Consider the following 26,063-nt stretch of genomic DNA (forward strand, 5'->3'; position numbering starts at 1 on the left):
GGCTCGCCAATGGCCAGGGCGATTTCCCGCTGGGCCTGGGCGAAACGAGTCAGCGAGTCCATCAGCAACAGGACATTCTTGCCCTTGTCGCGGAAATACTCGGCGATCCGCGTGCAATACATCGCGGCGCGCAGACGCATCAGCGGCGCATCGTCCGCCGGGGACGCCACGACCACCGAACGCTTGAGCCCTTCTTCACCGAGGATGTGCTCGATGAATTCCTTAACTTCGCGACCCCGCTCACCGATCAGCCCGACGACGATAATGTCGGCCTCGGTGAAGCGGGTCATCATGCCCAACAGCACACTCTTGCCGACGCCGGTACCGGCGAACAGCCCGAGCCGCTGACCACGACCGACCGTCAACAAGCCGTTGATGGAGCGAATGCCCACGTCCAGCGGCTCGCTGATCGGGTGACGCTTGAGCGGGTTGATCGTCGGGCCATCCATCGGCACCCAGTCTTCAGCCTTCATTCCGCCCTTGCCGTCCAGCGCACGACCGGCGCCATCGAGCACTCGTCCGAGCATGCTCATGCCCATCGGCAGACGACCGGTATCGGCCAACGGCACCACACGGGCGCCGGGCGCGATGCCGGCGACACTGCCGACCGGCATCAGAAAGACTTTGCTGCCGGAGAAGCCCATGACTTCAGCTTCGACCTGCACCGGATGGTAACTGTCGTCGTTGATGACCATGCAGCGGCTGCCCATGGCGGCGCGCAGGCCTTCAGCTTCGAGGGTCAGGCCGACCATGCGCAGCAAGCGGCCTTCAAGAATCGGTGCGCCGGCCAGCTCCGTGGCCTCGGCGTAACTGCCCAGGCGCTTGGCGAAGCTGGTGCGATCAAGGCGCATCAGGAACGTCCGGCTCGGCTTCGACGGCAGGTTTGGCGTCGATCGGCAGCTCCAGGCTCAGGTCCGGTGCGGCCGGATGCAAGGCCTGCTCGTGCAATTGATCGAACAGCTTGTCCATGACCCGGGCAATACGGGTTTCAACGGTGGCATCGATGCGACTGTGCTCAGTCTCGACCCGGCAACCGCCAGGCAACAAGGCTTCGTCCTCGACGATGCGCCAGGTTTCTTCATGGCGCTCGCGCAGGGCTTTGACCTGTTCGAAATCCTGCGGATTGATGTACAGCCGCACATTGCCCACGCCCAGCGGCAACAGCTTGAGGGCGTCGCGCATGACGTGTTCGATCTGCGTCGAGTCGATGGCCAGCTCCCGCTGAATCACCTGTTTGGTGATGTGCTGAACGAGGTCGACCAGCGACTTTTCGATCTGGGTGTCTTGCTCAGCGATAGGCTCGAACAGGTTGGCCATCAGTTGCTCAAGCGCGGCGACTTTCGGCGCCAGGACCGCCTCTGCTTCCTGACGGACCTTGAGTGTGGTGCTGTGAAAACCTTCTTTCTCGCCGGTGGCGAAGCCTTCGTTGTAGGCCTCCTGGCGAATGCTTTCGAGCTCTTCCAGAGTCAGTGGCTGGACTTCTTCCAGCGGCACTTCCTCCATTTCCGGCGGCTCGGGCTCTGGTTCCGGCTCGGGCTCCGGTGCAGGCGGGTCGAAACTGGGCAGCGACCAGGTGTCGAAACCCGCGACGTCCTTGGCGCGGATCAGGTCGGTCTGGGACTCATCATGTTTGGACGACATAGTGACCTTAGATCATCTCTTCGCCGCCCTTCCCGCCGAGAACGATTTCTCCGGCTTCGGCCATACGGCGAGCAATGGTGAGGATTTCTTTCTGTGCGGTTTCCACGTCGCTGACGCGCACCGGGCCTTTGGCCTCGAGGTCGTCGCGCAACAGTTCGGCCGCCCGTTTGGACATGTTCTTGAAGATCTTTTCCTTGACGCCTTCGTCCGAGCCTTTGAGGGCCAGTACCAGTACATCGGAGGAGACTTCGCGCAGCAACGCCTGAATCCCGCGGTCGTCGACATCGGACAGGTTGTTGAACACGAACATGAGGTCTTCGATCTGACCGGACAGGTCTTCGTCGACTTCGCGGATCGAGTCCATCAGCTGACCTTCGATCGAGCTGTCGAGGAAGTTCATGATGTCGGCCGCACGCTTGATGCCACCCAAGGTGGTGCGCGAGGCATTCGAGTTGCCGGAGAACTGCTTCTCGAGAATCTGGTTGAGCTCTTTCAGGGCGGCTGGCTGCACGGTATTCAGCGAGGAAACCCGCAGAATGATGTCCAGTCGCACCTTGTGGTCGAAGTTGCCCAGCACTTCGCCGGCCTGGTCCGGGTCGAGATACGCCACGACGATCGCCTGGATCTGCGGGTGCTCGTAACGGATCACGTCGGCGACGGCGCGCGGCTCCATCCACTTCAGGCTGTCGAGACCACTGGTGTTGCCGCCCAGCAGGATCCGGTCGATCAGGCCGTTGGCCTTGTCCTCTCCCAGCGCCTGAGTCAGCATTTTGCGCACGTAGTCGTCGGAGCCGACGCCCAGGCTGGTCTGATCGCCGACGATGTCGACGAACTCACTCATCACCTGCTCGACCTGCTCGCGGTGCACGTTACCCATCTGCGCCATGGCCACACCCACACGCTGGACCTCTTTGGGCCCCATGTGGCGCAGCACCTGGGCGGCATCGGTAGAACCGAGAGACAGCAGCAGGATTGCGGCTTTGTCGACCCGGGACAGTTTGGCGGCAACGGCTCGGTTATCACTCATCTGCGTTAATCCACTCTTTCACGACCTGGGCCACGCGACCCGGATCTTCTGCCACCAGACTCTTGATTGCGTTCAACTGTGCGTCATAGCCTTCGCTCGGGCTCGGCAGCAGGATGCTGGTCGGGCCGCCGAGGCTGACGCGGTCGTTGGCCAGTTCGCCATCCAGGCCGCCCATGCCACCGAGCTCTGCGTCGCCGCCAAAGCCGGCCAGCTGTTTGCCTTTACCGCCACTGGTGATGTTGTTGAGTACCGGACGCAGCACACCGAACACCAGTATCAGGATGAACAAGACACCCAGCACTTGCTTGACGATGTCCCAGAACCACGGCTGAGAGTAGAACGGAATATCGGCAATCACTTCACCGCGCTCGGCGGAGAACGGCATGTTGATCACGCTGACGCTGTCGCCACGACTGGCGTCGAAACCAACGGCGTCCTGTACCAGACGGGTGAAGCGCGCCAATTCGTCGGCGCTCCACGGTGCACGGGTGGTTTCGCCGTTGGCTGCGTTGATCTTGACCTGATCGTCCACCACTACCGACACCGACAGGCGGTTCAAACGCCCTTGCTGTTGTTTGGTGTGACTGATGGAACGGTCGAGTTCGAAGTTCTTGGTGGATTGTTGACGCTTGTCCGCCGGGTACGGTGCCAGCATCGGTTGGCCGGTGGCCGGGTCCATGATTTGCTGACCGTTGGCATCCAGCAGTGGCTGGCCTGGCTGCACCATGCCGGCCGACGCGGTTGCGCCACCGGTGGTTTGCGGCGCCGAGGCTGGCGATGGCGGCTGGTTGCTCAGAGCACCCGGTACGCCTTGCGGGCCATTGCTGGCGGTACGCTGTTCGTTGACCGACTGCTCGCTGCGCAACGCCGGTTGATCCGGATTGAACTGCTCGGAGGTCGACTCGACAGCACTGAAATCCACGTCCGCCGAGACTTCGGCTTTATAGCGGTCGTTGCCCAGCACCGGTTGCAGGATGTTGTGCACACGCTGAGTGAGCATGCTTTCCATGCGACGGCTGTAATCGAATTGCTTGCCGGCCATGGTCAGTTCGGAGTTCTCCGCCTGATCCGAGAGCAGGTTGCCCTTCTGATCGACGACGGTGATCTGCGATTTGCTGAGTTCTGGAACGCTGGTCGCGACCAGGTTGATGATCGCCACCACCTGACCCGGCTCCAGCGAGCGACCGGAATACAGTTCTACCAGCACCGAAGCGCTCGGCTTGCGCTCGTCGCGCACGAACACCGAGCTTTTCGGAATCGCCAGGTGCACGCGGGCACCCTTGACGTTGTTCAGGCTGGAGATGGTCCGGGCCAGTTCGCCTTCAAGGCCGCGACGATAACGGGTCGCTTCCATGAACTGGCTGGTGCCGAGCCCCTGGTCCTTGTCGAGGATCTCGAAACCGATGTTGCCGTCGCTGGGAGTGACACCAGCGCCCGCGAGTTTCAGTCGCGCACGGGACAGGTCATCGGCCTTGACCAGCAAGGCACCGGAGTTCGGTTCAACGGTATAGGGAATGTCAGCGGCAGCCAGGGTATCCATGACTTGCTTGGCGTCCATACCGGCAAGGCTGCCGTACAGAGGCCGGTAGTCCGGCTGTTGGGACCACAACACAACGGCGAAGCCAATAGCCACGCTCGCAGCCAGGCCGACCAACAGGCCCACCTGACGCAACATGGTCATCTCGGAGAGGTTTTCCAGGAAGGACAAGCCGAACAGCGGCGGTTTGCCGTCTATCGGAGTGGCCTTGGCCGGAACATTATCGGCGACTGCTTCTGCCATGACTCAATCTCGTCCTTAAACCGGCATCTGCATGATGTCTTGGTATGCCTGAACCAGCTTGTTACGCACTTGGGTCAACGCCTGAAAAGACACGCTGGCCTTCTGCGAGGAAATCATCACATCCGTCAGGTCGACACCACTCTTGCCGATCTCGAAGGCACTGGCCAACTGACTGGAGGCCTGCTGGGTGTCGTTCACTTTATTGACGGCCTGACCGAGCATGTCGGAAAAGCTGCTGCCGCTCAATTCAGGGACGGCGGCAGTCGATTTCGGCGCAGACATGGCATCCATTTGCATGGAACGCATGTCCAGCATCAACCGATTGAATTCAATACCTTGGCTCATGGTCTACTCTCATTGACGACCCGCAATTTTTTGACACTCACTCGGCGGGTAGTGAGGTGTTAGCAACAAGGGTGCCAGCTCCGTGGCCGCCCAGAACAAAAGCCCTTTATCAGCTCACAAACTTCTGCAGGAGCGAGCCTGCTCGCGATGGTCGTGAACGATAACGCGTCGCTCCTGACTCCATCGCGAGCAGGCTCGCTCCCACAAAGTAAAATCAGGTGGCGAACAAGTAAGCTTCCACATCCATTCCGGCATCACGCATTTGCGCCAGTTTGTAGCGCAGGGTGCGAGGGCTGATACCCAAACGCTCTGCCGCTTCCTTGCGACGACCCCGTTCAGAGCGCAAGGTATCGATGATCATCTGGAATTCACGGCGACGCAGATCATCGCCCAGCGCACCGGCAGACTCGGACTCCACGTCAGCAACCCGCACCGGCACGGCGGTCAATGCCGGCAACGGCGCACAGGCGACCGGCCCGGCCAGACAGAAATCCTGCGGCTGGATCACACCGCCCTGCTGCAGGATCAACGCACGCTGAATCGCGTTATCCAGCTCCCGCACATTGCCCGGCCATGGATAGCCGATCAGGCACGCCTGCGCCTCGGGCGACAGTCGCGCCGCCGCATGCTTCATTTTATTGACGTGCTTGGTCAGCAGCCGCTCGGCCAGCGGCAGGATGTCGGCGGTGCGCTCACGCAACGGACGCCAGGCCAAAGGAAATACGGACAGGCGATAGTAAAGGTCTTCACGGAAACGCCCGGCCGCCACTTCACCGGCAAGGTCACGATTGGTGGTGGCGACGACCCGAATATCCAGCGTGATCGGCTTGCGCGCGCCGACCCGCTCGACTTCACGCTCCTGCAACACGCGCAGCAACTTGGCTTGAAGACCCAGGGGCATTTCGGAAATTTCGTCGAGCAGAATGGTTCCACCGTCGGCCTGCTCGAACTTGCCGGCCTGCGCCGCGATGGCACCAGTGAACGAACCCTTTTCGTGACCGAACAGCGTTGCCTCGAGCATGTTGTCGGGAATCGCCGCACAGTTGATCGCAATGAACGGCTGGCTGGCGCGATGAGAATGCTGATGGATGTAACGCGCCAGCACTTCTTTACCGGTTCCGGACTCACCGGAGATCAACACCGTCGAATCACTGCGCGCCACCCGTGCGGCCAATTCCAGCAATTGCGCGCTGGCCGGTTCGAACGCCACCGGCCCCTCGCTATCAGCTGCGCCGAGACTGCCCAGCGCATGCCGTGCCACCAGATCCAACAACGCCTTGGGTTCGAACGGTTTGACCAGATAATCCGCCGCGCCCTGACGCATCGCGTCGACCGCGCGCTCTACGGCGCCGTGCGCCGTCATCAGCAACACCGGCAACTGCGGCTGACGAGCGCGCAGCAATCCGAGCAGTTGATGACCGTCCATGCCCGGCATGTTGACGTCACTGAGCACCAGGTTGAACGCCTCGGCTCCGACGGCGTCCAGCGCTTCTTCGGCCGAACCCACGGCTGTGTAGTCATGCCCTGCGAGCAACAACGTATCGGTCAGTGCTTCGCGTAATGCGCGGTCATCCTCGACCAGTAAAACCTTGATCCCCATGTCGTTCACTCCACTCCCTGGGCACTGCGCTTCTCATCAGAAAACAGCGGCAGAATCACCTGCGCGCAGGTGCCGCGACCCAACCGCGAGTGCAGCTGCAATTCTCCCTGATGGGCACGAGCCACGGCCTTGACCACGGTCAGGCCAAGGCCGGTCCCGGTGGTTTTGGTGGTAAAAAATGGCTCGCCCAAACGCGCCAGCACTTTCGTATCGATGCCGCTGCCGCTGTCACTGACGCAGACACGCAGGTTGTTGTCACGGGTGTAGAGATGGACTTTCAAGCGGACGTCGCCGGCACTGGCCTGGATCGCGTTCTCGATCAGATTGAGAATCGCCCCGACCAGCGTGTCACGATTGCACAGCAACTCACCCACATGACTGTCGCACTGCCAGCGAACCGGCAAATCCTGCACATGGGTCAGCGCAGCTGCCTGCAAGGATTGCATCAGCATTTTCGGCGTGACGCGATCGGTCAGCGGGAGCTCGCCACGAGCAAACACCAGCATGTCGCGTACTTGATGTTCCAGTTCATGCAAACGCTCTTTGAGCCGTCCGGCAAAACGTTGCTGCGTGGCAACCGGCAGCTCTTGCTCGGTCAAATGACTGGCGTAAAGCAATGCGGCGGACAACGGGGTACGAATCTGGTGAGCCAGCGACGCTACCATTCGACCGAGGGAAGACAGGCGTTCGTGGCGAGCCAGTTGATCTTGCAGATGACGGGTTTCGGTCAGGTCGTTGAGCAACACCAATTGACCGGGCTCGGCATCCAGTGAGCGAGTGGCGATCGACAGACGCCGACCGTCCTTGAGCGAGATTTCGTGACCATCGTCTTCACGCGGCGCAAAGCATCGGGCAATGACATGACGCCACAGCTCGCCTTCGAGAGGCAGGCCGAGCAACTCACAAGCAGCGGGGTTGGCTTCACGCACGATGCCCTGAGCGTCGATGACGATAACGCCGCCGGGCAATAGATCGAGGAGGTTTTGCAGACGGTTGGCCAGGCGTTCTTTTTCCGCCAGTTCCTGCATGCGCTGAGCGCTGACTACCGCCAGCTCACCCTTGAGCTCGGTAACCCGCGCTTCGAGCATGCTGTAGGAGTCGGTCAACTGGCTGGACATCTGGTTGAACAACGCGAAAGCCTGCTCAAGGCCAAGCCGGCTTGCCTGCTCTACGGACGACGTTTGTCCCGAAGCATCAGGGACAGGAGACATCTGGGCGGCTTGGGGCATCGGGCTCTCTCGCTTGGCTGACCGTCAGTTAAACGGAACGTTGCGAGGGATGTAGCAATACCCGTGCCTAAAAAAAACCGCCTACAAATGAACGACTTGAAAAACAGGCGTCAATCATCCGCCTGTTCATCACCGTCGCGCCGGCTCATGCCGTACTTGCGCATCTTCTCTACCAGCGTGGTACGACGGATTCGCAGCCGCTCGGCAGCGCGCGCCACGATGCCATTGGCATCATCCAGCGCCTGCTGGATCAGGCCCTGTTCCAGACCACCGAGGTAGTCTTTCAGGTCCAGGCCTTCCGGCGGCAGCATGGCGTTGGCAGTGAAGTCCGGAGTGTGACCGTTGATGGCCACGCGCTCTTCAAGATCGCTGCGCAGGCTATCGACCAGCTGCTCATCTTCGTCATCGACGTAGCGGAATTTCTTCGGCAACTCGACCACACCGATCACCCCGTACGGGTGCATGATCGCCATGCGCTCCACCAGGTTGGCCAGTTCGCGAACGTTGCCCGGCCAGCCGTGACGGCACAGCGACATGATCGCTGCGGAGTTGAAACGGATCGAACCGCGCTTCTCGTGCTCCATGCGCGAGATCAACTCGTTCATCAGCAGCGGAATGTCTTCGACACGCTCGCGCAGCGGTGCCATCTCGATCGGGAACACGTTCAGGCGGTAGTACAGGTCTTCGCGGAAAGTGCCGATCTCGATCATGCTTTCGAGATTCTTGTGAGTCGCCGCGATGATGCGCACATCGACGCTTTGGGTCTTGTTGCTGCCCACGCGTTCGAAAGTACGTTCCTGCAGCACGCGCAGCAGCTTGACCTGCATCGGCAGCGGCATGTCGCCGATCTCGTCGAGGAACAGCGTGCCGCCGTTGGCCAGTTCGAAGCGCCCGGCACGACTGGTGATTGCCCCGGTGAAGGCACCCTTCTCATGACCGAACAATTCGCTTTCCAGCAACTCGGCCGGGATCGCCCCGCAGTTGACGGGAACGAACGGCGCGTCACGACGCTTGGAGTGATAGTGCAGGTTGCGCGCGACCACTTCCTTGCCAGTCCCCGACTCGCCGAGGATCAGCACGCTGGCGTCGGTGTCGGCAACTTGCTGCATCATCTGACGGACGTGCTGAATCGCCCGGCTGGTGCCGACAAGACTGCGGAAAAGATTGGGCTCGCGGTGGCGACCGCGCTCGCGGGCCTGGTCGTACATCTCGCGATAGACCTGGGCACGGTGCAGCGAATCGAGCAGTTTGCTGTAGCTGGGCGGCATTTCGAGGGTCGAAAGCACTCGGCGACGCTGGTCTTCCGGCAGGTCAACGGAAGAATTATCGCCCATTAACAAAACCGGAAGGAACTCATCCCAGGTAGAGAGTGTCTTTAACAAGCCCGCAAGCGCACCAGGAGCATTGACCGTCCCGATGAGGACACAGATCACTTCACGACTTGATGACAAAGAGCCGACAGCCTGCTGCCAGTCATGGCTACCGCAGGGTAAATTTTCTTCGCCAAGAAAATTTAAAATCACCGCCAGGTCGCGGCGGCGGACGCTATCGTCATCAATCAGCAGAATTTTGGTTTCACGCCACATGCAATAGCAACTTCCCTAGTCAACTCAATGCCCGAAATGATGGGGCAAGCTAGACGCTTGCAGACACGTTATGCCTGTAGACGCCTGAAATCTGGAACCAGCCACTAGTTAAGTCAAAAAACCGTGCACAGTCAAATTTATGGCGCACTATGTTTGGATTAACTGAGGGTTAATTAACCAAACAGATGGTAAACCTTTGCCGCGTTCTGTGCTTGATGGATCTGCGACATCTCGTCAACTATTGCTTGTCGCTCACCTGTCGCCGCCTCCAGAAGCTGCTTATACACCCCCAGCAACTCCTCAAGATTGTCGCGCAAGGCGGCCTCGTCCACCGAAACTTCACTCAAGACGTCTTCCATGCAGGAACGACAAGCCAGATCCAACTCCCCTATGGCTTCCCAATTGCGCTCGGCCAAAGCTCCGACGAGTGCATCACGGGTGTGTTCGATACGCTGCAATACAAGACTCATGGTGATCTCCTTAAAACTGCGGACCCGGTGCGGCGATAGCATCCCAGCCGTCTTTGACGGTGCGAAGCAAATCAGCGACTTCGTCGAGAATCTTTGGATCGGTTTTGACGTTGGCTTCTGTCAGACGCTTCATCATGTAGGTGTACAGCTTGTCCAGTTCACCCACAGATTCAACAGAATTTTCCAAGTCCAGGCCTTCACGCAAGCCGCCGATGATCCCGATCGCCTTGCCGATGAAAATGCCTTTGTTGGGGATATCCTTGCGCTCCATGGCACCCTTGGCCTGAGCAATGCGATCCAGGCCACCCTCCATGAGCATTTGCACCAGGCGATGGGGGCTGGCTTCGGAAGTCTGGGCTTGAGCGCCAATCTTCTGGTACTGCCGAAGGGCTAACATCGGGTTCATGTTGTACCTCATCAAAACTTTGTGATTCGTATAGCCAGTGTATCGACACCGCGTCAAAAATCTTTAGATCGAAACAAAAAAAGCCCGACAAGCGGAATCCGCTGCCGGGCTTTTGGCGCTTGCGTGTTATGAGGCGTTTTTCTGTGCGTTCATCGCATCGAACATCGACGTAATGTTGTTCGCCGTCGCCTTGAGCTTGCCGACCAAGGTGTCCATGTCGTTGTACTTTTTGGTCAGCACGGCTGTCAGAGTTTCGATCCGACGATCCAATGCTTCCTGCTGGCTGGTCAGGTTGGTTTTAACCTTCGCCAGGCTGGCCGAACGCGCATCAAGGATGCCTTCGCTACCAGTGACGGTATAAGGCGTCAGCATCGAGTTCATTCGTTCCAGCAAACCCTTGGCGGCATCACCTGTTGCCGTCGGATCACCCAGAAACAGCGTCTGAATCTCGCCACCCAGTTTCTGCGTGGTCATCGCAGTAGTGAACTTGGTACTGTCGAAATCGAGCGCGCCGGTTTTCTGGTTGGTGGTAATACCCAACTGCGAAAGCACGGTCAGCTTGTCGCCTGCACCGGTACTGGCCAACGGTTCACGGATCGACGCCATGATACCCCGAGCCAGCGGGTCACCGGTCAAAGCCGCAGGAATGGTCGGCTTGCCATCTTTATCCAGGGTGGGCTTGGTCAGCGTATTGATGCTGGTAACCACCTGGTTGTAAGCGTCGACAAAGGCCTGGACCGATTTTTTCAAACCGTCACTGTTCGGCCCGACTGTCACAGTGGATGTCGCCCCACCACCTGCCACCAGGTTCAGCGTCAGCCCGGAAACAGCGCCGTCCACGGTATTGGATTTGCTGGTGATCGCGAGTCCGTCAACCGTGAACTTGGCATCCGCAGCGAATTCGCCGATGGCACCGGCCGAGGTCGCCGTAGGCGAGGCGCCCATTTTTTGACCCGCCGTGATTTCCAGGCCGGAAATATTGCTGAGCGTGATGTCGGATCCCAAACCGGTAACGGTAGACCCCACGACCAGACGCGAACCGGTGGAGTCAGTGATAATGTTGGCACTGAAGCCATTGGAACCTTGCTGGGCATTGATCGCATCCCGTACCGACTGCAACGTAGCGCCAGGTTGAATATCGACAGGACGGGTAATGCCATTTTGAGTGATATTGAGCGTACCACTCGGAATGGCACTGCTAGCACTGGGAAACGCAGCAGTCGCCACTTTCGATGAGGTCGCAAGGCTGTCGACCTTGATGACGTAAGTGCCGTTGACCGCCGAGTTGCTGGCAACAGAGGTCAGCACTTTCGGATCGGAACTCGTGGCGGTGTACCCCAGGAACTGCGGGGTCGTGGTACTGCCAAGGTTTTTGATCGCGGTCTGGAAATTCGCCAGCACACTCTTGAGGGTCCCGATACCGGAAATCTGCGAGGTATTGGTGGTCGTCTGCCGGTTGATCTGACTCTGCTTCGCTGATTTGTCAGCATCAACCAAGGCTTTGACGATAGCAGTGGTATCAAGACCGGAGCCTAACCCCAGACCCGGTAGAATTGGACTTGCCATGTGGGACTCCCTTCAGTGTGTCGCCGGCCTTTTGACCATTACAACGCCCAAAAGAACATAGCAACAAAATTCGTGCCAGCTGTCAGACTTTAGCGCTGAACAACAGGCTGCTTGCATCATTCAAACTATTGGCCAGCTTGAGGACTTCTTCGTTGGGGATCTGGCGAACCACTTCACCCGAGTCGCTGGCAATCACTTTGACAATTACCTTGCCTGAAGGCTCATCAATCGAGAACTCCAGGTTGCGCTTGACCGATTGAACGAACTTTTCAATTTCCTGAACGGCCATCTTCAGTTTGTCCTGCTCGGTTACTGCGTCTTTTGGCTCATCCTTGACCGTTGCCACTGTGGCAGCATCGGCTCGAGGCTTCTCCACCGGCTTGTCAGCAACGGTCGTCGCCGGCTTCGCAGCTGGATAAGACAAGTTCAGCTTCACGCTCATATCCATGTCCATCACCTCTTAAACTAAAAAAGCGAGAGAGCGCGCGTGCGCACTCCCCCGCCAAAACTCACCCGGCTATTACTGAAGCAGTTTCAGTACAGCGGATGGCAGTTGGTTGGCCTGGGCCAGAACTGCGGTGGAAGCTTGTTGCAGAGTTTGTTGCTTGGTCAGCTGTGCAGTTTCAGCAGCGAAGTCGGTATCTTGTACGCGGCTACGTGCAGCTTCGGCGTTTTCGTTGATGTTTTGCAGGTTGGAGATGGTGGTGGAGAAACGGTTCTGAGCAGCACCGAGGTCAGCACGAGTGGCGTTGATGTTCGCCAGTGCAGCGTCGATAGCCGAAACAGCCGACAGTACTGCCGAGTGGTTGGCTGCGTTGGAAGTACCGGAAATGGTAGTACCGGTCATGCCCAGGGCGCTGGCGTCGAAGCTGGTCGACAGGGTCAGAGTGATCTGGTTGTCGGAAGTAGTACCCGCACCAACCTGGAATTCCATCGCACCAGCAGTACCGTCGATCAGAGCCTTGCCGTTCAGGTTAGTGGACTTGGCAATACGGGTCAGTTCGTCGATGGACTGTTTGTATTCTTTGTCCAGAGCGGTACGGTCAGCAGTACCGTTGGAGTCGTTTCGCGATTGCAGTGCGATTTCACGCATACGCTGCAGAATGTTGGACGATTCTTGCAGAGCGCCTTCAGCGGTCTGAGCGATCGAAACACCGTCGTTGGCGTTTTTGATAGCCATGGTCTGACCACGGATCTGCGAGGTCATACGGGTAGCGATCTGCAGGCCGGCGGCGTCGTCTTTAGCGCTGTTGATTTTCAGGCCGGAAGACAAGCGAGTCATCGAAGTCGACAGAGCGTCGGAAGCACGGTTCAGGTTCTTCTGAACGTTCAGCGAAGTAGTGTTGGTGTTTACTGTCAAAGCCATGACGAATTCCTCGTTGGTTGGGTACTGCGGCTTCCGGCCCTGGCAACCGCCGGGTATGGCCTAGAGAACCTTCGTAATAGTTATCGTCGCGAATGCAGGTTGCTTTAGGGCATTTTGAAAAAAATTTGCCATCACACTGCCACCCTCAATGAAACAAGGGCTTGGCGGCGTTCCAACCCAAAAAAGTGACGCCAGGGAATTGCCGGTAACGGGACAGCGAGGACTCGCCTGTACCGGCATATTGTCAAACAGCCTTAACCGGCGGTGGCCGCTTCCAGCAATTGGGGCAACTCATGATCGAGATAATCAGCCAGCGCCAACCAATCCTGCGCCTCCTGACAGACAAGCATGTCCGTGAGCAACGCCGTCCAGCGAGACTGGGCCTCGGCATTCTCACGACCCAACGCGGATTGCACATCACTGCACACCTGGACCATAAGCAGCGCCGCTTCGACATCTCGCCCCAGACGGAACAAGACAGAACACCGCCGCGCCTCGGCAATCAGGGAAGATTCAGTCATCGCGTGAGCTCCGGGTGAAACGTCGTGCCGACGATCATCGCCCCTGCCCGACTGCTGTTATAGAAAGTCACCCGAGGATGCCCGGCGATATACCGTTCCAGCTCGCACAAGTAACTGCGGAAATTGAGCTGTGTCTTGACCCTCCGACCGTGACCATCGAGGACCCAGTGCCGGGCAGCGCCCACTTGCGGCCCAAGATCACCGTCATTCCAGCCGGCGTGGGTCTTGTTGTTCGGGAACGCAAAGTCGGCGCCGAACAACGTGATCTGGCTGGCCCCCATGTGTACCGCCAGGTCCACCGCCGGGTGAATCACACTGCCACCGACAAACAGTTGGGCCTTGGGCAACTGCTCGCGCATGTCCCTATAAACAGGACTGGCGGAATAGGCCACGTAACGCTTGCCCTGCCAACCTCCCAAAACCTCCGGATCAACCATTGGCATGTAGACCAGCGTGATATCGCGCGTGGCATCGCACGGCAAATGTCGCGTCGAGATGCGCTGATCAATCGTGACCACCATATCCGGCTTGATGCCATGCTCGATAAGCGGCCGGTAGGCAGTATCGACGCAAATGAACAGTGGCCGTTGCGCCTGTTCGCGTACCGTACGCAGCGTGTCGAAGTGCTGTTCCAGGCTCGGCCCGGTGGCAATGACAAACACTTCCCTGCCGGAACAGGTGGCAAACAGCTCGGCAGCATCGGCATCGTCACGAACACGCTCGACACACGCCCGCAAACGCTCGGCAATTTCCGGATTGTCGGCATTGAATTCGCGATTGTTGAAGGTCAAGTGGGTTTCGCTGATCAGCCGGTCGCGGATCTTGGCGTTGTAGTCGTCCGCCAGCACCAGTTCCGAAGGCAGCGCGAAGTACGGTAACTGGATTTCCGCCAGATCGCCGGCGTATAGCAGCACCACTCGCGAATCGCCGAGCCACTTCTGTTGATCGAGCAGTTGCAGCACCAGGGCAAACACCGCGCCGTTCAGAATGTGCACGTACAACCGTTCAAGCCCGGCACGCTCCAGCAATTGCAGCTGCAAATCACCCAGCCCGGTGCCATAAACATGCACCACAGGACTGTCGACGGGCAGGCTGTCGGCCTGAAGCAACGCTTCGCGAGTGCGGTCATGGCGACTGGTCAACTGAATGCCATTGATGCTCAACGTCGAGCCCAGGCCTTCCACCAGATCAGCTTGCAAGGCGGCGCTGTTCTCCACCGACAGTCGATGCCAGACCTTGGGCCAGCGCCGCTGAATCAACTCGCCGTTGCGCTCAAACAACTCGCTCATGGAGCCTCGCTTTTCATTCGGGCAAAAAAATAGCGTTCAAGGTTACACCTTGAACGCTTTTTTTGTGCCTGGGTTTTGAAAGTTCAAGGGCGATAGATAATCGCCGAACCCCATGACAAACCAACGCCGAAACCGCTCAACGCCACACGTTTCCAGGTGGAGTCCAGCACGTGTTTTTCCAGCAGCAGCGGGATGCTCGATGACACGGTGTTTCCGGTCTCGACCATGTCCTTGATGAACTTCTCCGGCTCGCCTTCAAAGCGGCGCGCTACAGCGTCGACAATCGCGGCACTGCCCTGGTGAATGCAGAACGCATCGATATCATCAGCGGTCAGCTGCGAATCGGTCAGCAGTTCGTGCAAGTGCGCCGGGACTTTCAGCAGCGCGAAGTTGAACACCTGACGACCGTTCATGAAGAACACCCCGTCGGTCACCTTCAGGTGCGGCGCACCGGAACCGTCGGTACCGAACTTGGCCTTGCCCAATTGCCATGGCGCGTTTTCGCCCATCCAGGTTGCAGTGGCGGCATCGCCAAACAGCATGGTGGTGTTGCGGTCTTCCGGGTCGACGATCTTCGAGTACGGATCAGCGGTGATCAGCAGGCCATTCTTCAAGCCTGCGGCTTCCATGAAGCCCTTGATGGCGTAGATGCCATAGACGTAGCCGGAGCAGCCCAGGGAAATATCGAACGCGGCGACGGTGGTCGGCAGGCCCAGTTTGTCCTGAACGATGGCGGCGGTGTGTGGCAGGCCTTCTTCGTCGCCGTTCTGCGTGACGACGATCAGTACGTCGATGTCTTCACGTTTCAAGTCCGGATTGTTGGCGAACAGCGCATTGGCTGCTTCGACACACAGGTCCGAGGTTTCCTGACCAGCATCTTTGCGCGGCAGGAAGGCCGAACCGATCTTGCCCAGGATGAATTCTTCATCCTTTTCGAATTTTGCACCTTGTGCGTAATTGTCCACGCCGGCTACAGGAACGTAGCTCGCAATGCTTTTTATGCCAATCATTACGGCTTCCCAATAATAAACAGCCCAATACCACCGCTCGTAATGATTCGAGGGGCGCCGACAAACGGAGAAAAACGCCGCCTCATTGAGGCGACAGCGGGAAGAATAAAAGGCTATCACTGGGCCAAAAACAGGCCAGGCGCCACCTTCCCGATTAATACAATACAGTGAAGATGCGCGTTATGACTCGCAGGTCACGCTATTTTGCCGAATCAGCGCCAGAAGGGGCCATTCGACCAACGTGTGGAGCGGCCTGAAAGTGTGCGGCCAGGACCCCGGGGAGCGCGTCAAGGTCAGGGATGGATACTTGCGCGTCGTAGCCCGGCAGCGCCACGACGTTGCGATGTCCACCGGTCTGAACCCGAACGGTCAATGCCCCCAGAGGGTTGAGGCTGACGAAATCCTTGGCGGGGTTGTCACCGACGTAGACCATGTCGGCCCAGCGACAGCCTTCTGCCTGGCGAATACGCTCGAAGCAGTGCAGGGAAGGCTTCGCATGGCGGATACCAAAACGATGAGTGATCAAGACCCGTCGAAACGTTGAAAACAGCCCCAACGCCTCAACTTTGTTCTTCTGCACGATTTTGTGCCCGTCGGTGACGAGATAAAGCGGCACTTGCCCACCGAATCGGTCAAGCACAACCCGGGCGGCGGGAAACAATTCGAGGCTCGGGCGATGATGCCGATAAACGTTCACGCACTCGGCCACGCGCGCTTTCGACAACTGTCCATGGGACTCAAGCCATCGGTCGAAAACCCGCCCTCGCCCCTCGCGCTCCAGCACGTCCAGCATAAGGCCCAGCGACTGTTCAGCATTCCAGCCGAAGACTTCCTCGCCGTGGCGAGCCACGGCGTCTAGCCCGCTGGTGACGAAGCTGCTCTCGTCGTAGAGCGTATCGTCGAGGTCAAAAATCAGGATCATGCAGCACCAGATCGGCGGGCAGACGAACCTGTCTGACCTCGCCGGCAATACGATTGAAAACAGGTGGCAGTCCCAGCCCGAAAGCCTCGTCAAGGCTCCAGTAAAGGACGTCCAGCCCAGCCGCAATAGCGGTGGTGGAGGCACCGCCAAAACGAGGATTGCATTCAATGATGCGCAGCGTGTCGTCGATGACGATGGCTTGCATCACCACGGGACCGCGCAAGTCCAGCGCCGCCAGGGCGCGAACCGCTTCACGTTCAAGCGCTTCACTGCGAAAAGTGGTCGTTATCTGCGATTCGCCAGCGATCACACGGTCGCGTCTGCGCAGCAGCACGCCCACCACCGAACCATCGCGATCAAGCCAGCCATCGATACTGATTTCCGGCCCTGGTACAAATGGCTGATAGATCGGTGCCTCCAGGCTTTGCGCGTGATGGCGAGCGGCATCGATCGGCAAATCAAGCCCGATCGCCCGGGAACCCGCGCCGTAACGTTCTTTGACCACATAAGGTCCGGCGCCAACGGCCTCGGGTGTCATCGCCGCCTCAATGACCGGCAGGCCGACCTCTTGGCCAAAGCGGGCAAAGGCAAGTTTATCGAGACAACGCTCAACGGCCTCGGGGTTGGAGACGACGACTGAGATACCCGCTGCGGATAGCGTTGCGCGGTGGCGCGCCCAAAAGGGCAACTCGCCATCGCGGGTCGGAAAAACCACCGCGACTCCCCGCTGGTGACACCCTTGAATCAGCGCCGGCAGCTCAGCGTCGGTCACAGGCGGCATCTGCCAGAACCCGTCAGCCACATAGCGCGCTGGCGCTTCAGGATCGAGGTCGCCAGCAATCACGCGAGCCTCGGGATGTATCCGCCGGACAGCGTCCTGCATCGCGCGCACCAGCGGTGCCTTGCGCGAAGCCGAAGTAACGAGCACATGGCGAGCCGTGCCTTTCAAGGGAGCCTGACTGTCGCTCACTGGCCATTTTTCCATTCGAAGGCCAGCAAACCGTGGGCAAACGAGTCCGTGGGCTTGCCGTCAATCAGCACGTGCTCGCGCAAGCGTCCTTCGCAACTAAACCCCGAAGCCTCGAGGGTCGCGATGTGACGAGTGCGGTGCGCAAACGTTTCGGTGCACAGGCGCCGCAGTCCGAGATCGTCAAAAGCCAGTTGTTTCATCAAGTCCAGGAAACGTGAAAACAGCGCGATGAGCTCGTCCGAGTTCTTTTCGAGTTCCGGGGTGAGCAAAAATGAAACCTCGGCCCGACGGTTTGCCCAGGAAATGTGGACCAGCCCACCGTACCCGATCAAGACACCTGCACGTTCCAGGGCGACCAAAACCTGCGAGGGCTCCAGACTTTCGGTCTGGGGCCAGACATGCTCGGCAAAATAATGCGCCTGCTGTTCAGGCGATATCGGAGCCGTTTGGCGCAGCACGTCCATCTGGGCATTTCGCCATTGCCGGATCGCTTCGATGTCGGCCGGTTGTACCGCTCGTACCTCGAGCACCCCGTCCGACAGCTTCGGGGTCGGCATCACCCGGTATCGAACGACCGTCGCACTCATTCGATCACCAGATAAGAGGTGAGTGGATTGGAAGGGTCTCGCCGTATGGCGTAACGAGACAGCCCCAGCACTTCGCGCACGGCGATGGTTTCGCCAGGAAATTCCGGTGTGTTCAGTTCATCGAACGCCAGAATGCTGCCCTTGGTCAGGTACGGCAGGATCGCCTCGAGGCAGTCATGGGTCGGCTTGTAGATATCGAAGTCGAAATAGGCCAACGCCACGATGGTTTCGGGATGCGCCTTGAGATACCCGGGAAGCGACATCGTGGCATCACCCGTGACCAGTTCGTGCTTTTTCTTGTGTGGGATCGGCGCGTTTTGCGCGTGAAAGTCGAGAATTCCCTCGAGTTCTTCCTTCCAGTTTTCCACTACGCCGTAGTCACCCGGTTGTACGCCGCCACCATCCTGCGGCGCGACTGCCGGGAACCCCTCAAAGGTATCGAAGCCGATGATCTTGCGGTTGTAATTGAAGGGTTCGTGTATTCCCCGCAACGTGGAAAACAACGCCATGTTCTGCCCCCACCGCACACCAAACTCCATGATGACCCCGTGGACGGGCACGATCATCTGGTAGAGCATCTGCATGAAGTTGATCCGCGACAGTGTCTGTCGCGTGAGGTAGAGGCCGATGTTGTCCAACAGCTCACGGTCGGGTATCCGAGAGGCGCGAAGTCGATCGACGAGCATCTGCTTGCGTTCAGTCTCGGACTGCGTCGATCCCACCAGTGTTCGTATGGTTTTGTCTGTCATGTAGTGACTCCTCAGGGTTTCGGTCTAAAGAACGCGGTCAGGTTGCGACCGAACCCCACATCAACGAGTGCCGCGTAGAAGCGGTTGGATGCTTCGATGCCTGCTTGCCCGATCAGCCGCTCAAGCATCAACCGCGCCCGATGGGCTTGCGGCCCTCGGGAACGATCAGCGATGTAGTTCGATCCTTCATGGGCGAGAAAAAGGTCGATCGGGAAATCTCCCTGAATCGCAAGACAGTCCCAGCCCGTGGCTTCAGCCGTGCGGCGCAGGCTGTCGGCGGTGAAGTACGACAAGTGATCGGGCACAGCCACCCAGAACCGCTCAGGTATCGTGCCCGCCGCGTACAGTTCTTCGTGATAGGCCGTGCCATCGTTCGGAACAGTCACCACAAGCAGCCCGCCCGGAGCCACTAAACGGCGCAGTGATTGCAGCAGGCTCACAGGCTCCAGCACATGCTCGAGCACGTTGCCCAGCCAGACCAGATCGTATTGTTGTTCAGACGCGATACGCGCCTCGAGCAGTTCGAAGACATCACCCTGCTCGACATGATTGGCGTAGGCCGGATTGACCTGTTGCACGCCTGCGCGACTGTAGTCGATGCCTTGAACCTGCCACCCGAGTCGCTCAAAGAACCTCAGCACGAAGCCTTCACCGCAGCCGACATCCAGCAGACTACCGGGCTGGTCATCACTCAAGAGTGTGCGAGCCTGCCCCGCCTTTTGCGCGATTCGCAGCTCGATGACCTCGAGCTCCTCTTCTGAATAAGACTTTCGAAAACTGCTACTGGCCGCGTTCTGAAAATAGGCCTGCGCATAATATTCGCTCAAGGCCTCTGGAGTGGGACGATCCACTACCTCCAGAAAACCGAACTCGTGCCGGCGTAGACGCGGGTCATTCATCCAAACATCCTTTCATGTTTCAGCTCGGCAAGCGCCCAGTCGTCCTCGGTATCGATATCCTGCACCTGCATAGCAGGCAGAATGATCGAGCCGGTGTTCGCGCCCATCAGCACTTGGTCGCGCAAAAACGCCTCGGTGCGGAACCAGTACCACTGACCGGCATCGTGATAGGCGACCGGCAGGTCTTGTGACCTGGCGTTGAGGTGTTCAGGGAAGTTCAGGGCGATGCAACCATCGTCCTCACGTTGCAGCGATCGCCAGATCGGATAAGAAAACGCCGCGACAGGCATGATGACGTCGAACCGGCTTCCCAACAGCTTCGCGCGTCCGTCAGTAAGGTCTTGTGGCCGCACGAAAGGCGCCGTCGGATAAAGGCAGCAGGCGAGATCGAACTGCACGCCCGCCTCGGCGTATTGATCCAGCACCTCAAGCAGAACCTGCGATGTGGTGGCGTGATCGTCCGCTGCCGCTGCCGAGCGCAGAAAGGGAACCTCGGCGCCCAAGGCGCGTGCGGCTTCAGCAATCTCCGCGTCATCGGTGCTGACCATGACTGTGTCGAAAGCGCCGGAGGCGAGTGCCGCTTCAATGGACCAGGCCAGCATGGGGCGCCCACGGAACAGGCGAATGTTCTTGCGAGGGATCCGCTTGCTGCCACCTCTGGCAGGAATGATCGCGACGGCGCCAGGTGTGCCGGTCATGGATCAATTCCTCCGTCGATCATAGAGGCGTCGAGTGGCTCGCCAAAGGCAAGCTCGCGCGCAGCCCTGCGCCCAAGCACCCCATCAAGAAACTTGGGCTTGAGTCCGTTACCGGGACGGATAGAGCGCACGTTCGCCTCGGTCAGCATTTCGCCCTTGGCGACCGGTGCCACGACATAGAGCGAACGGCGATTTTTCAGGACAATCTGTTCCGACCGTGTGGGCTCGAATGCCGGAGCGCCGACCGCCACATGGGCAATGCGCGCCGTCGTCACGAGTTCGGCCAGCTCTGCGGGTTCCAGCGAGAAGGCGCTATCGACCCCACCCTCGGCGCGAGCAAGGGTGAAATGTTTTTCAATGAAACACGCCCCCAGCCCGACGGCAATGGCCGACACCACCGTGCCGAGCGTATGGTCGGAGAGCCCGGCCACGACGTCGAAACGCCGGGCGATCTCGGCGATCGTTGCCAGGTTAGCCTCTTCTGGCGGCGCTGGATAAGCGGCGGTGCAGTGAAGCACCACAATCTCTGTGGCCCCGGCCGAACGCGCAGCCTCGACCGCTTCACCGATTTCCTCAAGTGTTGCCATGCCCGTAGACATCACGATGGGCTTGCCCGTGCGAGCCACTTTGCGAATGAGCGGCAGGTCGATCAACTCAGGCGAGGCAATCTTGTAGGCCGGTGTACCAAGGGATTCGAGGAAATCCACCGCCGTGGCGTCAAAGGGTGACGAAAACACGGTAATCCCGACTTTGCGGCCATGTTCAAAAATCGCTTGGTGCCACTCCCACGGCGTGTGGGCTTCTTCATAGAGTTCATAGAGGCGCCGACCATCCCAGAGACCGCCGCTCACCATGAACTCCGCCCCACTGTGATCAATGGTGATGGTGTCGGCACGGTACGTCTGAATCTTGACCGCATCCGCACCGGCCAGCTTGGCGGCTTCAATAATGCGAAAGGCACGGTTGATGTCGCCGTTGTGGTTCCCCGACATCTCGGCAACGATGTAAGGAGGCTCGGCGGGACCGATGCGACGCCCGGCGATGCTCAGAACCGGTTGCCCAACGCTTGGCGAGCCTTTTCCCCGTGCTGCGTGCTGCCCTTTCACAAAGCCACTCCAGTTGTATTGGTTAGCAAAAAACTATCAACCCAGGATTCGCCCCAGATGCGCGACCACTTCATCTTGTTGCTCATCCGTCAGATCGGGGTACAACGGCAGGCTGATGGCCTCGGCAAAATAACGCTCGGCCTGAGGGAAATCGCCATCCTTGAAACCTTGCTCGCGGTAGTAAGGCTGCAAATGCACCGGAATGTAGTGCAGGTTCACACCCAGTCCCGCCGCCCGCAAAGCCTCGAATACTTGCGGTTGACTGAGCTTGATACGCGTCAGTTGCAACCGCACCACATAAAGGTGCCAGGCAGACCCGGCACCTGGTTGTTCGGCCGGCAATGTCACAGCGAGCCCGGCCAGCAACGTGGAGTAGCGTGCGGCCAATTGACGTCGCTTGGCGACGAAGGCATCCAGACGCGCCATCTGCGAAAGCCCCAGTGCCGCGTGCAGGTCGGACATCCGGTAATTGAACCCCAGCTCCAATTGCTGGTAGTACCACAACCCCGTCTCCGGCACCTTCATCTGTGCCGGGTCACCCGTGATGCCGTGGCTGCGCAGCCGCCGCAGACGCTCGGCATACTCGGCATTATTGGTCAGCACCATGCCGCCCTCGGCGCTGGTGATGACCTTGACCGGGTGGAAGCTGAAAATGGTCATGGCCGCATATTGACCACAACCTACCGGTCGACCCAGGTACGAGGCACCCACCGCATGGGCGGCGTCCTCGATCAAGATAAAGCCGTACCGCTCGGATAGCTGCGCGAGGGTGCGCATGTCGCAGCTCTGCCCGGCGAAGGCGACCGCGATCACCACTTTGGGCAGTTTTCCGGCGGCTTCGGCCACCTCGAGTTTTTCTGCGAGCAACTTCGCATCAAGGTTCAGGGTGTGCGGGTCAATGTCGACGAAATCGACGTCGGCTCCACAGTAGCGAGCACAGTTGGCCGACGCGACAAACGTATTCGGGCTGGTCCAGAGATAATCCCCAGGGCCAAGGCCCGCGACAAGACAGGCGATGTGCAATGCCGCCGTGGCATTGCACACGGCGACCGCGTGCTCCGCCTGACAGTGGTCGGCCAAGGCTCTTTCGAAGCGTTCAATGGTCGGCCCCTGAGTCAGCCAGGGCGACTGGAGCACTTCCATCACAGCGTCGATATCCGCCTGATCAATGTTCTGCCGGCCGTAGGGAATCCGGTAAGGCATCATGTCCGTGACTCGACGCGACGCCCGGCGAGCCGGCAAATACGCGCACTTTTGAACATCAAATTGTCGTTGCACATGGCGTGAGTCCTTTTATTTGATCAGACAGCTGATGCAAGCAACTGTGCCCAGTTCACACCGCAAGCGTCACCGAGGGTAAACCCCTTGCAGGTCAGAGCCAGGTTCTGGTTGTAAGCCTCATCGTGCGCAAAGCGCGCCTGCCACTTGTCACGCAAGGCTGCCACTGCATTCGGATCGTTCGGCAAGGTTCCCGGGTGGGCAATCTGAACCTGCGGTGTCCACACCGTAAGCAAACCGGCGTCGGCGACTTTCAGGCAAAAATCGATATCGGCGTACACCTCATCGAAATGCTCACGATCCAGACCGCCGAGGGCATCGAAAACCTCCTTGCGAATCATCAGGCACGCACCGCAGAGGGCCGAGTAATTCTGTTCGACGAGCAGTCTGCGCATGTAGCCCGACGCGTCCTTTTTCTCGCCGATGAAGGGCGAAGCGATCTCGCCGTTAAGCCCCAGAATCAGGCCGGCACCGGTGACACTGCCTTCGCGATCCAGCAGCTTGGCACCGACCACACCGACTTCGGGACGCTGGGCCTGATTGAGTAACGCCTCGATCCAGTTCGCGTTGACCACTTCGGCGTCCGCCGCCAGCAGCACCAGGTATTCACCTTGCGCCTGCTCGACGGCCAGGTTGATCAGGGCTGACGTGCTCAGGCGTTGCGCGGCCTTGACCAGACGAATCCGGCCTGCGCCGTTTTTCTCCAGGTTGTCGAGCCAGGCGAGCAGCTCGGTGGACTGGCTGTGGTTATCGGCAATAACGATTTCATTATGTTGATAGCGTGTGCGCTGCAAGACGCTGACCAGGCAGCGCTGCAAGTGCTCGAGGTTGTCCTCGCTATGGATGATGATCGACACCTTCGGGCGAGCGGCATGACGGTAGTCGATACGGTAACCACCTGACACTTCCGCGCTGACCTGAGCCTGATAACCGCGCGTTGCCAGATGACGAACCAGCGTCTGACGCTCGTGGTCATTGGGTGCCAGCTCGGGTGCGGCGGTGATCAGCAACGGCTCGGCCAAATGGGCAAGACCGGACAGGCCGCCGGTTTCAATCAAGCGCAGCAGCAGGTCGAACTCGAGTGCAGAGGTGAGTTCACGGGCAAAACCGCCGACCTCTATCAGCGCTTCACGGCGGATCAGCCAGTGCCGCGCGACGAGTGCCGGAACGCTCTGCAACAGGTCGAGGTTGAAGGCTGGCCGGAATACATCGACCAGCGTGCCATTGGGCCGGCGATGAATTTCGTCCATCGCCACCGCACGGCAACCCTCGGCGTTCTGCAACTCGAGACTGGCACGCAAGAAACCGGCAGCGGTGAACTCGTCACCCGCCTCGGCCAGCAGCAGCCAGTCCGAAGTCGACTGGCGAGCGATCTGGTTCAGCTTGTCGACATAATTGGCCGACGTGACCTTGACGAAATGCAGCGTGTTCTGGGCAGTGGTGACCGCAGGCAAATCGCCCGTGGTGAAGATCACCACCTTGAACGCCCGGAATGCACTTTCCATGAGGCTATCCAGAGTGACCTGGAGTTTATCCATGTCCGCGTCCAGATCGAGCAGCAGAATGCCGAACTGAGGGCCCCCTTCGTTAGCCGCCAGGTGCTGATTGATTTTCCTCACCGCGGTGTCGTTCGGTTTCCGGGCTTGCAGCCAGTTGTGCAGACGTCCCGATGGCATCGTGTCGAGCATCTGGCGACTGTCGAAGGTCGGCACGCTGTCCAGGCGCTGAACCCAGTCGGTGAGCACCTGGGCATCGGCGGGCTCATCCATCTGTTGCAGCTGCTGCGCCAGTTTCTGCACCACCCGACGGTTGAAGGCGCCCAGTTGCACAGCTTCAAGCAGACGGTTCTGGATCGTTGCCGAACTGTCATTGGAGTAGGTGCGCTGCAAGGCTTCTTGCTTGAGCAATGCGCCTTCCATTTCTTCGAGTTGCAAGCGTCCGGCCGGCATCGCGTGCAGGAGAAATTCGCACTGCGTGAGTTGTTCGAAGAAAGCGCTGTTGTAGAACGGCATTTCGACGTATTGCTGAGCGCCGAAAATCCGCTTCGGCTCCACCGTCGGGTCCTTCCAGTAAGACTCGAAAATGGGTTCGATGGTCAGCGCGTTACGGGTCGTCAGACTTTCGGCCAGGGCAGCGAAGCTTTGCAGGGCAACCTCTGCAGTCTGTTGTTCATCCAGACCACTGATGCCGGTCGGCAGAGACGCCAGAAACCCGGCAAAGCGCTCGCGCTCCGCTACTGAACGCGCATCCTTGAAGGTCAGGGTCGTCATGATTTCGGTGTTGTGATCCGAGCGGCCATAGTTGACCTCACGCACCACATAAGGCGCCGGGAGAATCCGCGCCTTGGCCCGTGCCAGCATGTAGTAGACATGCCCGATTTCCTGCCACTCGAAGATCGTTTTTTCAGGCATCGCCTGATACCAGTCACGCAGCAACGACGTGCGGTGAACCGCATAGAACGGCGGAATGTACTGGCTCATGTAATCGAGTACACGATCCTGACCGCGCTCGGCGTTGTAGTCCTCGTGCACTTTTTTGTCACGACGGTAGTACTGCACATAGTTGGAGTGGGTCAGGTACATCAGGCAATAGCCATGGCACAGACCGTAGTCCGGGTTGGCTTCGAGGAAGCTCACCGACTCGGTGAGTGCACCGTGCAGCAGAAAATCATCGTCGGAGGCGAAGACCATGTACGGCGTGGTGACTTGCTCGACGCCGTACACCAGTTTGGTCTGGATACCCCAATAGCCAAACTGCGGCAAATGACGGTAGTCGATGGTGTCCGCGACCGCAGCCGCGCCCTCCAGCGCAACGGTCGATGAATCGAGGACCAGAATCTTGCAAGGCAATGTGCTGTAGAACTGCAATGCCCTGCGCAAAAACGCCGGGCGATTGTGTGAAATCAGCACCAGAGTGAACAGTTCACTCAGGGGCAGCGTGTTTTCAGAACCGTAAATGCCTTGCATATCCTTCCCCACCACAGACCGATTGCCTGATGAACGCTTGAATAAAGGTGTC

General features: G+C 59.0%; 24 protein-coding genes and 1 pseudogene. All 25 read right to left on the reverse strand.

What is annotated here, in order from left to right:
• A pseudogene (gene fliI / locus PMI32_RS01385) lies at positions 1-851 on the reverse strand (flagellum-specific ATP synthase FliI); the annotation flags it as partial.
• A complete protein-coding gene (gene fliH / locus PMI32_RS01380) occupies positions 841-1,641 on the reverse strand; it encodes a flagellar assembly protein FliH (protein ID WP_008035210.1) in 801 nt (266 codons plus the stop codon). The pseudogene fliI and the gene fliH, both read right to left, overlap by 11 nt.
• 7 nt (positions 1,642-1,648) lie before the next feature.
• The gene (fliG, locus tag PMI32_RS01375) at positions 1,649-2,668 is read right to left on the reverse strand and encodes a flagellar motor switch protein FliG (protein WP_008006649.1); all 1,020 of its coding nucleotides are present in this window, start codon (positions 2,666-2,668) and stop codon (positions 1,649-1,651) included.
• Positions 2,661-4,448, reverse strand: a complete 1,788-nt coding sequence (gene fliF / locus PMI32_RS01370) for a flagellar basal-body MS-ring/collar protein FliF (protein WP_008035211.1) — start codon at positions 4,446-4,448, stop codon at positions 2,661-2,663. Before fliF ends, fliG begins: the two co-directional genes overlap by 8 nt.
• 15 nt (positions 4,449-4,463) lie before the next feature.
• Positions 4,464-4,793, reverse strand: coding sequence for a flagellar hook-basal body complex protein FliE (gene fliE, locus PMI32_RS01365; protein WP_008035213.1), 330 nt, complete (start codon positions 4,791-4,793; stop codon positions 4,464-4,466).
• 214 nt (positions 4,794-5,007) lie between these two features.
• Complete coding sequence (locus tag PMI32_RS01360) at positions 5,008-6,393, reverse strand: sigma-54-dependent transcriptional regulator (RefSeq protein ID WP_008035215.1); 1,386 nt, start codon at positions 6,391-6,393, stop codon at positions 5,008-5,010.
• Between the two features lie 5 nt (positions 6,394-6,398).
• Positions 6,399-7,622, reverse strand: coding sequence for a sensor histidine kinase (locus tag PMI32_RS01355; RefSeq protein ID WP_008035221.1), 1,224 nt, complete (start codon positions 7,620-7,622; stop codon positions 6,399-6,401).
• 110 nt (positions 7,623-7,732) lie between these two features.
• Entirely contained in the window at positions 7,733-9,208 is a 1,476-nt protein-coding gene (locus PMI32_RS01350) for a sigma-54 dependent transcriptional regulator (RefSeq protein ID WP_008035224.1), read from the reverse strand.
• A gap of 173 nt (positions 9,209-9,381) precedes the next feature.
• Positions 9,382-9,678, reverse strand: coding sequence for a flagellar protein FliT (gene fliT, locus PMI32_RS01345; protein WP_008035226.1), 297 nt, complete (start codon positions 9,676-9,678; stop codon positions 9,382-9,384).
• A gap of 10 nt (positions 9,679-9,688) precedes the next feature.
• The gene (gene fliS, locus PMI32_RS01340) at positions 9,689-10,084 is read right to left on the reverse strand and encodes a flagellar export chaperone FliS (RefSeq protein ID WP_008035229.1); all 396 of its coding nucleotides are present in this window, start codon (positions 10,082-10,084) and stop codon (positions 9,689-9,691) included.
• Between the two features lie 126 nt (positions 10,085-10,210).
• Entirely contained in the window at positions 10,211-11,650 is a 1,440-nt protein-coding gene (gene fliD, locus PMI32_RS01335; RefSeq protein WP_008035231.1) for a flagellar filament capping protein FliD, read from the reverse strand.
• Positions 11,651-11,732: 82 nt separating this feature from the next.
• Positions 11,733-12,098 carry a flagellar protein FlaG gene (locus PMI32_RS01330; protein WP_008035233.1) on the reverse strand — a complete coding sequence of 122 codons (366 nt, stop codon included), beginning with the start codon at positions 12,096-12,098 and terminating at the stop codon, positions 11,733-11,735.
• A gap of 72 nt (positions 12,099-12,170) precedes the next feature.
• On the reverse strand, positions 12,171-13,016 hold the full coding sequence (locus PMI32_RS01325) for a flagellin domain-containing protein (RefSeq protein ID WP_008035234.1): 846 nt from the start codon (positions 13,014-13,016) through the stop codon (positions 12,171-12,173).
• A gap of 254 nt (positions 13,017-13,270) precedes the next feature.
• The gene (locus PMI32_RS01320; RefSeq protein ID WP_008035236.1) at positions 13,271-13,537 is read right to left on the reverse strand and encodes a hypothetical protein; all 267 of its coding nucleotides are present in this window, start codon (positions 13,535-13,537) and stop codon (positions 13,271-13,273) included.
• Complete coding sequence (locus PMI32_RS01315; protein WP_008035238.1) at positions 13,534-14,826, reverse strand: motility associated factor glycosyltransferase family protein; 1,293 nt, start codon at positions 14,824-14,826, stop codon at positions 13,534-13,536. Before PMI32_RS01315 ends, PMI32_RS01320 begins: the two co-directional genes overlap by 4 nt.
• 83 nt (positions 14,827-14,909) lie before the next feature.
• On the reverse strand, positions 14,910-15,836 hold the full coding sequence (locus tag PMI32_RS01310) for a ketoacyl-ACP synthase III (protein WP_008035244.1): 927 nt from the start codon (positions 15,834-15,836) through the stop codon (positions 14,910-14,912).
• A gap of 199 nt (positions 15,837-16,035) precedes the next feature.
• Positions 16,036-16,758, reverse strand: a complete 723-nt coding sequence (locus tag PMI32_RS01305) for an HAD family hydrolase (protein WP_008035246.1) — start codon at positions 16,756-16,758, stop codon at positions 16,036-16,038.
• Positions 16,742-17,728, reverse strand: a complete 987-nt coding sequence (locus PMI32_RS01300; RefSeq protein ID WP_202949145.1) for an ATP-grasp domain-containing protein — start codon at positions 17,726-17,728, stop codon at positions 16,742-16,744. Before PMI32_RS01300 ends, PMI32_RS01305 begins: the two co-directional genes overlap by 17 nt.
• On the reverse strand, positions 17,725-18,315 hold the full coding sequence (locus tag PMI32_RS01295) for a GNAT family N-acetyltransferase (RefSeq protein WP_008035250.1): 591 nt from the start codon (positions 18,313-18,315) through the stop codon (positions 17,725-17,727). Before PMI32_RS01295 ends, PMI32_RS01300 begins: the two co-directional genes overlap by 4 nt.
• The gene (locus tag PMI32_RS01290) at positions 18,312-19,064 is read right to left on the reverse strand and encodes a crotonobetainyl-CoA--carnitine CoA-transferase (protein ID WP_008035251.1); all 753 of its coding nucleotides are present in this window, start codon (positions 19,062-19,064) and stop codon (positions 18,312-18,314) included. The genes PMI32_RS01295 and PMI32_RS01290 overlap by 4 nt, the downstream gene beginning before the upstream one ends.
• A gap of 11 nt (positions 19,065-19,075) precedes the next feature.
• Positions 19,076-19,963 carry a class I SAM-dependent methyltransferase gene (locus PMI32_RS01285; RefSeq protein WP_008035253.1) on the reverse strand — a complete coding sequence of 296 codons (888 nt, stop codon included), beginning with the start codon at positions 19,961-19,963 and terminating at the stop codon, positions 19,076-19,078.
• Entirely contained in the window at positions 19,960-20,661 is a 702-nt protein-coding gene (gene pseF, locus PMI32_RS01280) for a pseudaminic acid cytidylyltransferase (protein WP_008035255.1), read from the reverse strand. The genes PMI32_RS01285 and pseF overlap by 4 nt, the downstream gene beginning before the upstream one ends.
• Complete coding sequence (gene pseI, locus PMI32_RS01275; protein WP_008035256.1) at positions 20,658-21,767, reverse strand: pseudaminic acid synthase; 1,110 nt, start codon at positions 21,765-21,767, stop codon at positions 20,658-20,660. Before pseI ends, pseF begins: the two co-directional genes overlap by 4 nt.
• Before the next feature lie 36 nt (positions 21,768-21,803).
• Positions 21,804-22,973: a UDP-4-amino-4,6-dideoxy-N-acetyl-beta-L-altrosamine transaminase gene (gene pseC / locus PMI32_RS01270; RefSeq protein WP_008035267.1), complete on the reverse strand. Its 1,170-nt coding sequence runs from the start codon at positions 22,971-22,973 to the stop codon at positions 21,804-21,806.
• Between the two features lie 95 nt (positions 22,974-23,068).
• Positions 23,069-26,011 carry a glycosyltransferase family 2 protein gene (locus tag PMI32_RS01265; RefSeq protein ID WP_008035269.1) on the reverse strand — a complete coding sequence of 981 codons (2,943 nt, stop codon included), beginning with the start codon at positions 26,009-26,011 and terminating at the stop codon, positions 23,069-23,071.
• Positions 26,012-26,063: the final 52 nt, after the last annotated feature.

Origin of the sequence: Pseudomonas sp. GM60 (assembly GCF_000282415.1) — a bacterium.
In the GTDB taxonomy this organism is placed as follows: Bacteria; Pseudomonadota; Gammaproteobacteria; order Pseudomonadales; family Pseudomonadaceae; genus Aquipseudomonas; species Aquipseudomonas migulae.

What these genes read in the sequence shown, in the direction of transcription:
- fliH (WP_008035210.1), bottom strand. Translation starts at nt 1,641, where the DNA reads ATGTCGTCCAAACATGATGAGTCCCAGACCGACCTGATCCGCGCCAAG.
- fliG (WP_008006649.1), bottom strand. Translation starts at nt 2,668, where the DNA reads ATGAGTGATAACCGAGCCGTTGCCGCCAAACTGTCCCGGGTCGACAAA.
- fliF (WP_008035211.1), bottom strand. Translation starts at nt 4,448, where the DNA reads ATGGCAGAAGCAGTCGCCGATAATGTTCCGGCCAAGGCCACTCCGATA.
- fliE (WP_008035213.1), bottom strand. Translation starts at nt 4,793, where the DNA reads ATGAGCCAAGGTATTGAATTCAATCGGTTGATGCTGGACATGCGTTCC.
- PMI32_RS01360 (WP_008035215.1), bottom strand. Translation starts at nt 6,393, where the DNA reads ATGGGGATCAAGGTTTTACTGGTCGAGGATGACCGCGCATTACGCGAA.
- PMI32_RS01355 (WP_008035221.1), bottom strand. Translation starts at nt 7,622, where the DNA reads ATGCCCCAAGCCGCCCAGATGTCTCCTGTCCCTGATGCTTCGGGACAA.
- PMI32_RS01350 (WP_008035224.1), bottom strand. Translation starts at nt 9,208, where the DNA reads ATGTGGCGTGAAACCAAAATTCTGCTGATTGATGACGATAGCGTCCGC.
- fliT (WP_008035226.1), bottom strand. Translation starts at nt 9,678, where the DNA reads ATGAGTCTTGTATTGCAGCGTATCGAACACACCCGTGATGCACTCGTC.
- fliS (WP_008035229.1), bottom strand. Translation starts at nt 10,084, where the DNA reads ATGAACCCGATGTTAGCCCTTCGGCAGTACCAGAAGATTGGCGCTCAA.
- fliD (WP_008035231.1), bottom strand. Translation starts at nt 11,650, where the DNA reads ATGGCAAGTCCAATTCTACCGGGTCTGGGGTTAGGCTCCGGTCTTGAT.
- PMI32_RS01330 (WP_008035233.1), bottom strand. Translation starts at nt 12,098, where the DNA reads ATGGATATGAGCGTGAAGCTGAACTTGTCTTATCCAGCTGCGAAGCCG.
- PMI32_RS01325 (WP_008035234.1), bottom strand. Translation starts at nt 13,016, where the DNA reads ATGGCTTTGACAGTAAACACCAACACTACTTCGCTGAACGTTCAGAAG.
- PMI32_RS01320 (WP_008035236.1), bottom strand. Translation starts at nt 13,537, where the DNA reads ATGACTGAATCTTCCCTGATTGCCGAGGCGCGGCGGTGTTCTGTCTTG.
- PMI32_RS01315 (WP_008035238.1), bottom strand. Translation starts at nt 14,826, where the DNA reads ATGAGCGAGTTGTTTGAGCGCAACGGCGAGTTGATTCAGCGGCGCTGG.
- PMI32_RS01310 (WP_008035244.1), bottom strand. Translation starts at nt 15,836, where the DNA reads ATGATTGGCATAAAAAGCATTGCGAGCTACGTTCCTGTAGCCGGCGTG.
- PMI32_RS01305 (WP_008035246.1), bottom strand. Translation starts at nt 16,758, where the DNA reads ATGATCCTGATTTTTGACCTCGACGATACGCTCTACGACGAGAGCAGC.
- PMI32_RS01295 (WP_008035250.1), bottom strand. Translation starts at nt 18,315, where the DNA reads ATGAGTGCGACGGTCGTTCGATACCGGGTGATGCCGACCCCGAAGCTG.
- PMI32_RS01290 (WP_008035251.1), bottom strand. Translation starts at nt 19,064, where the DNA reads ATGACAGACAAAACCATACGAACACTGGTGGGATCGACGCAGTCCGAG.
- PMI32_RS01285 (WP_008035253.1), bottom strand. Translation starts at nt 19,963, where the DNA reads ATGAATGACCCGCGTCTACGCCGGCACGAGTTCGGTTTTCTGGAGGTA.
- pseF (WP_008035255.1), bottom strand. Translation starts at nt 20,661, where the DNA reads ATGACCGGCACACCTGGCGCCGTCGCGATCATTCCTGCCAGAGGTGGC.
- pseC (WP_008035267.1), bottom strand. Translation starts at nt 22,973, where the DNA reads ATGATGCCTTACCGGATTCCCTACGGCCGGCAGAACATTGATCAGGCG.
- PMI32_RS01265 (WP_008035269.1), bottom strand. Translation starts at nt 26,011, where the DNA reads ATGCAAGGCATTTACGGTTCTGAAAACACGCTGCCCCTGAGTGAACTG.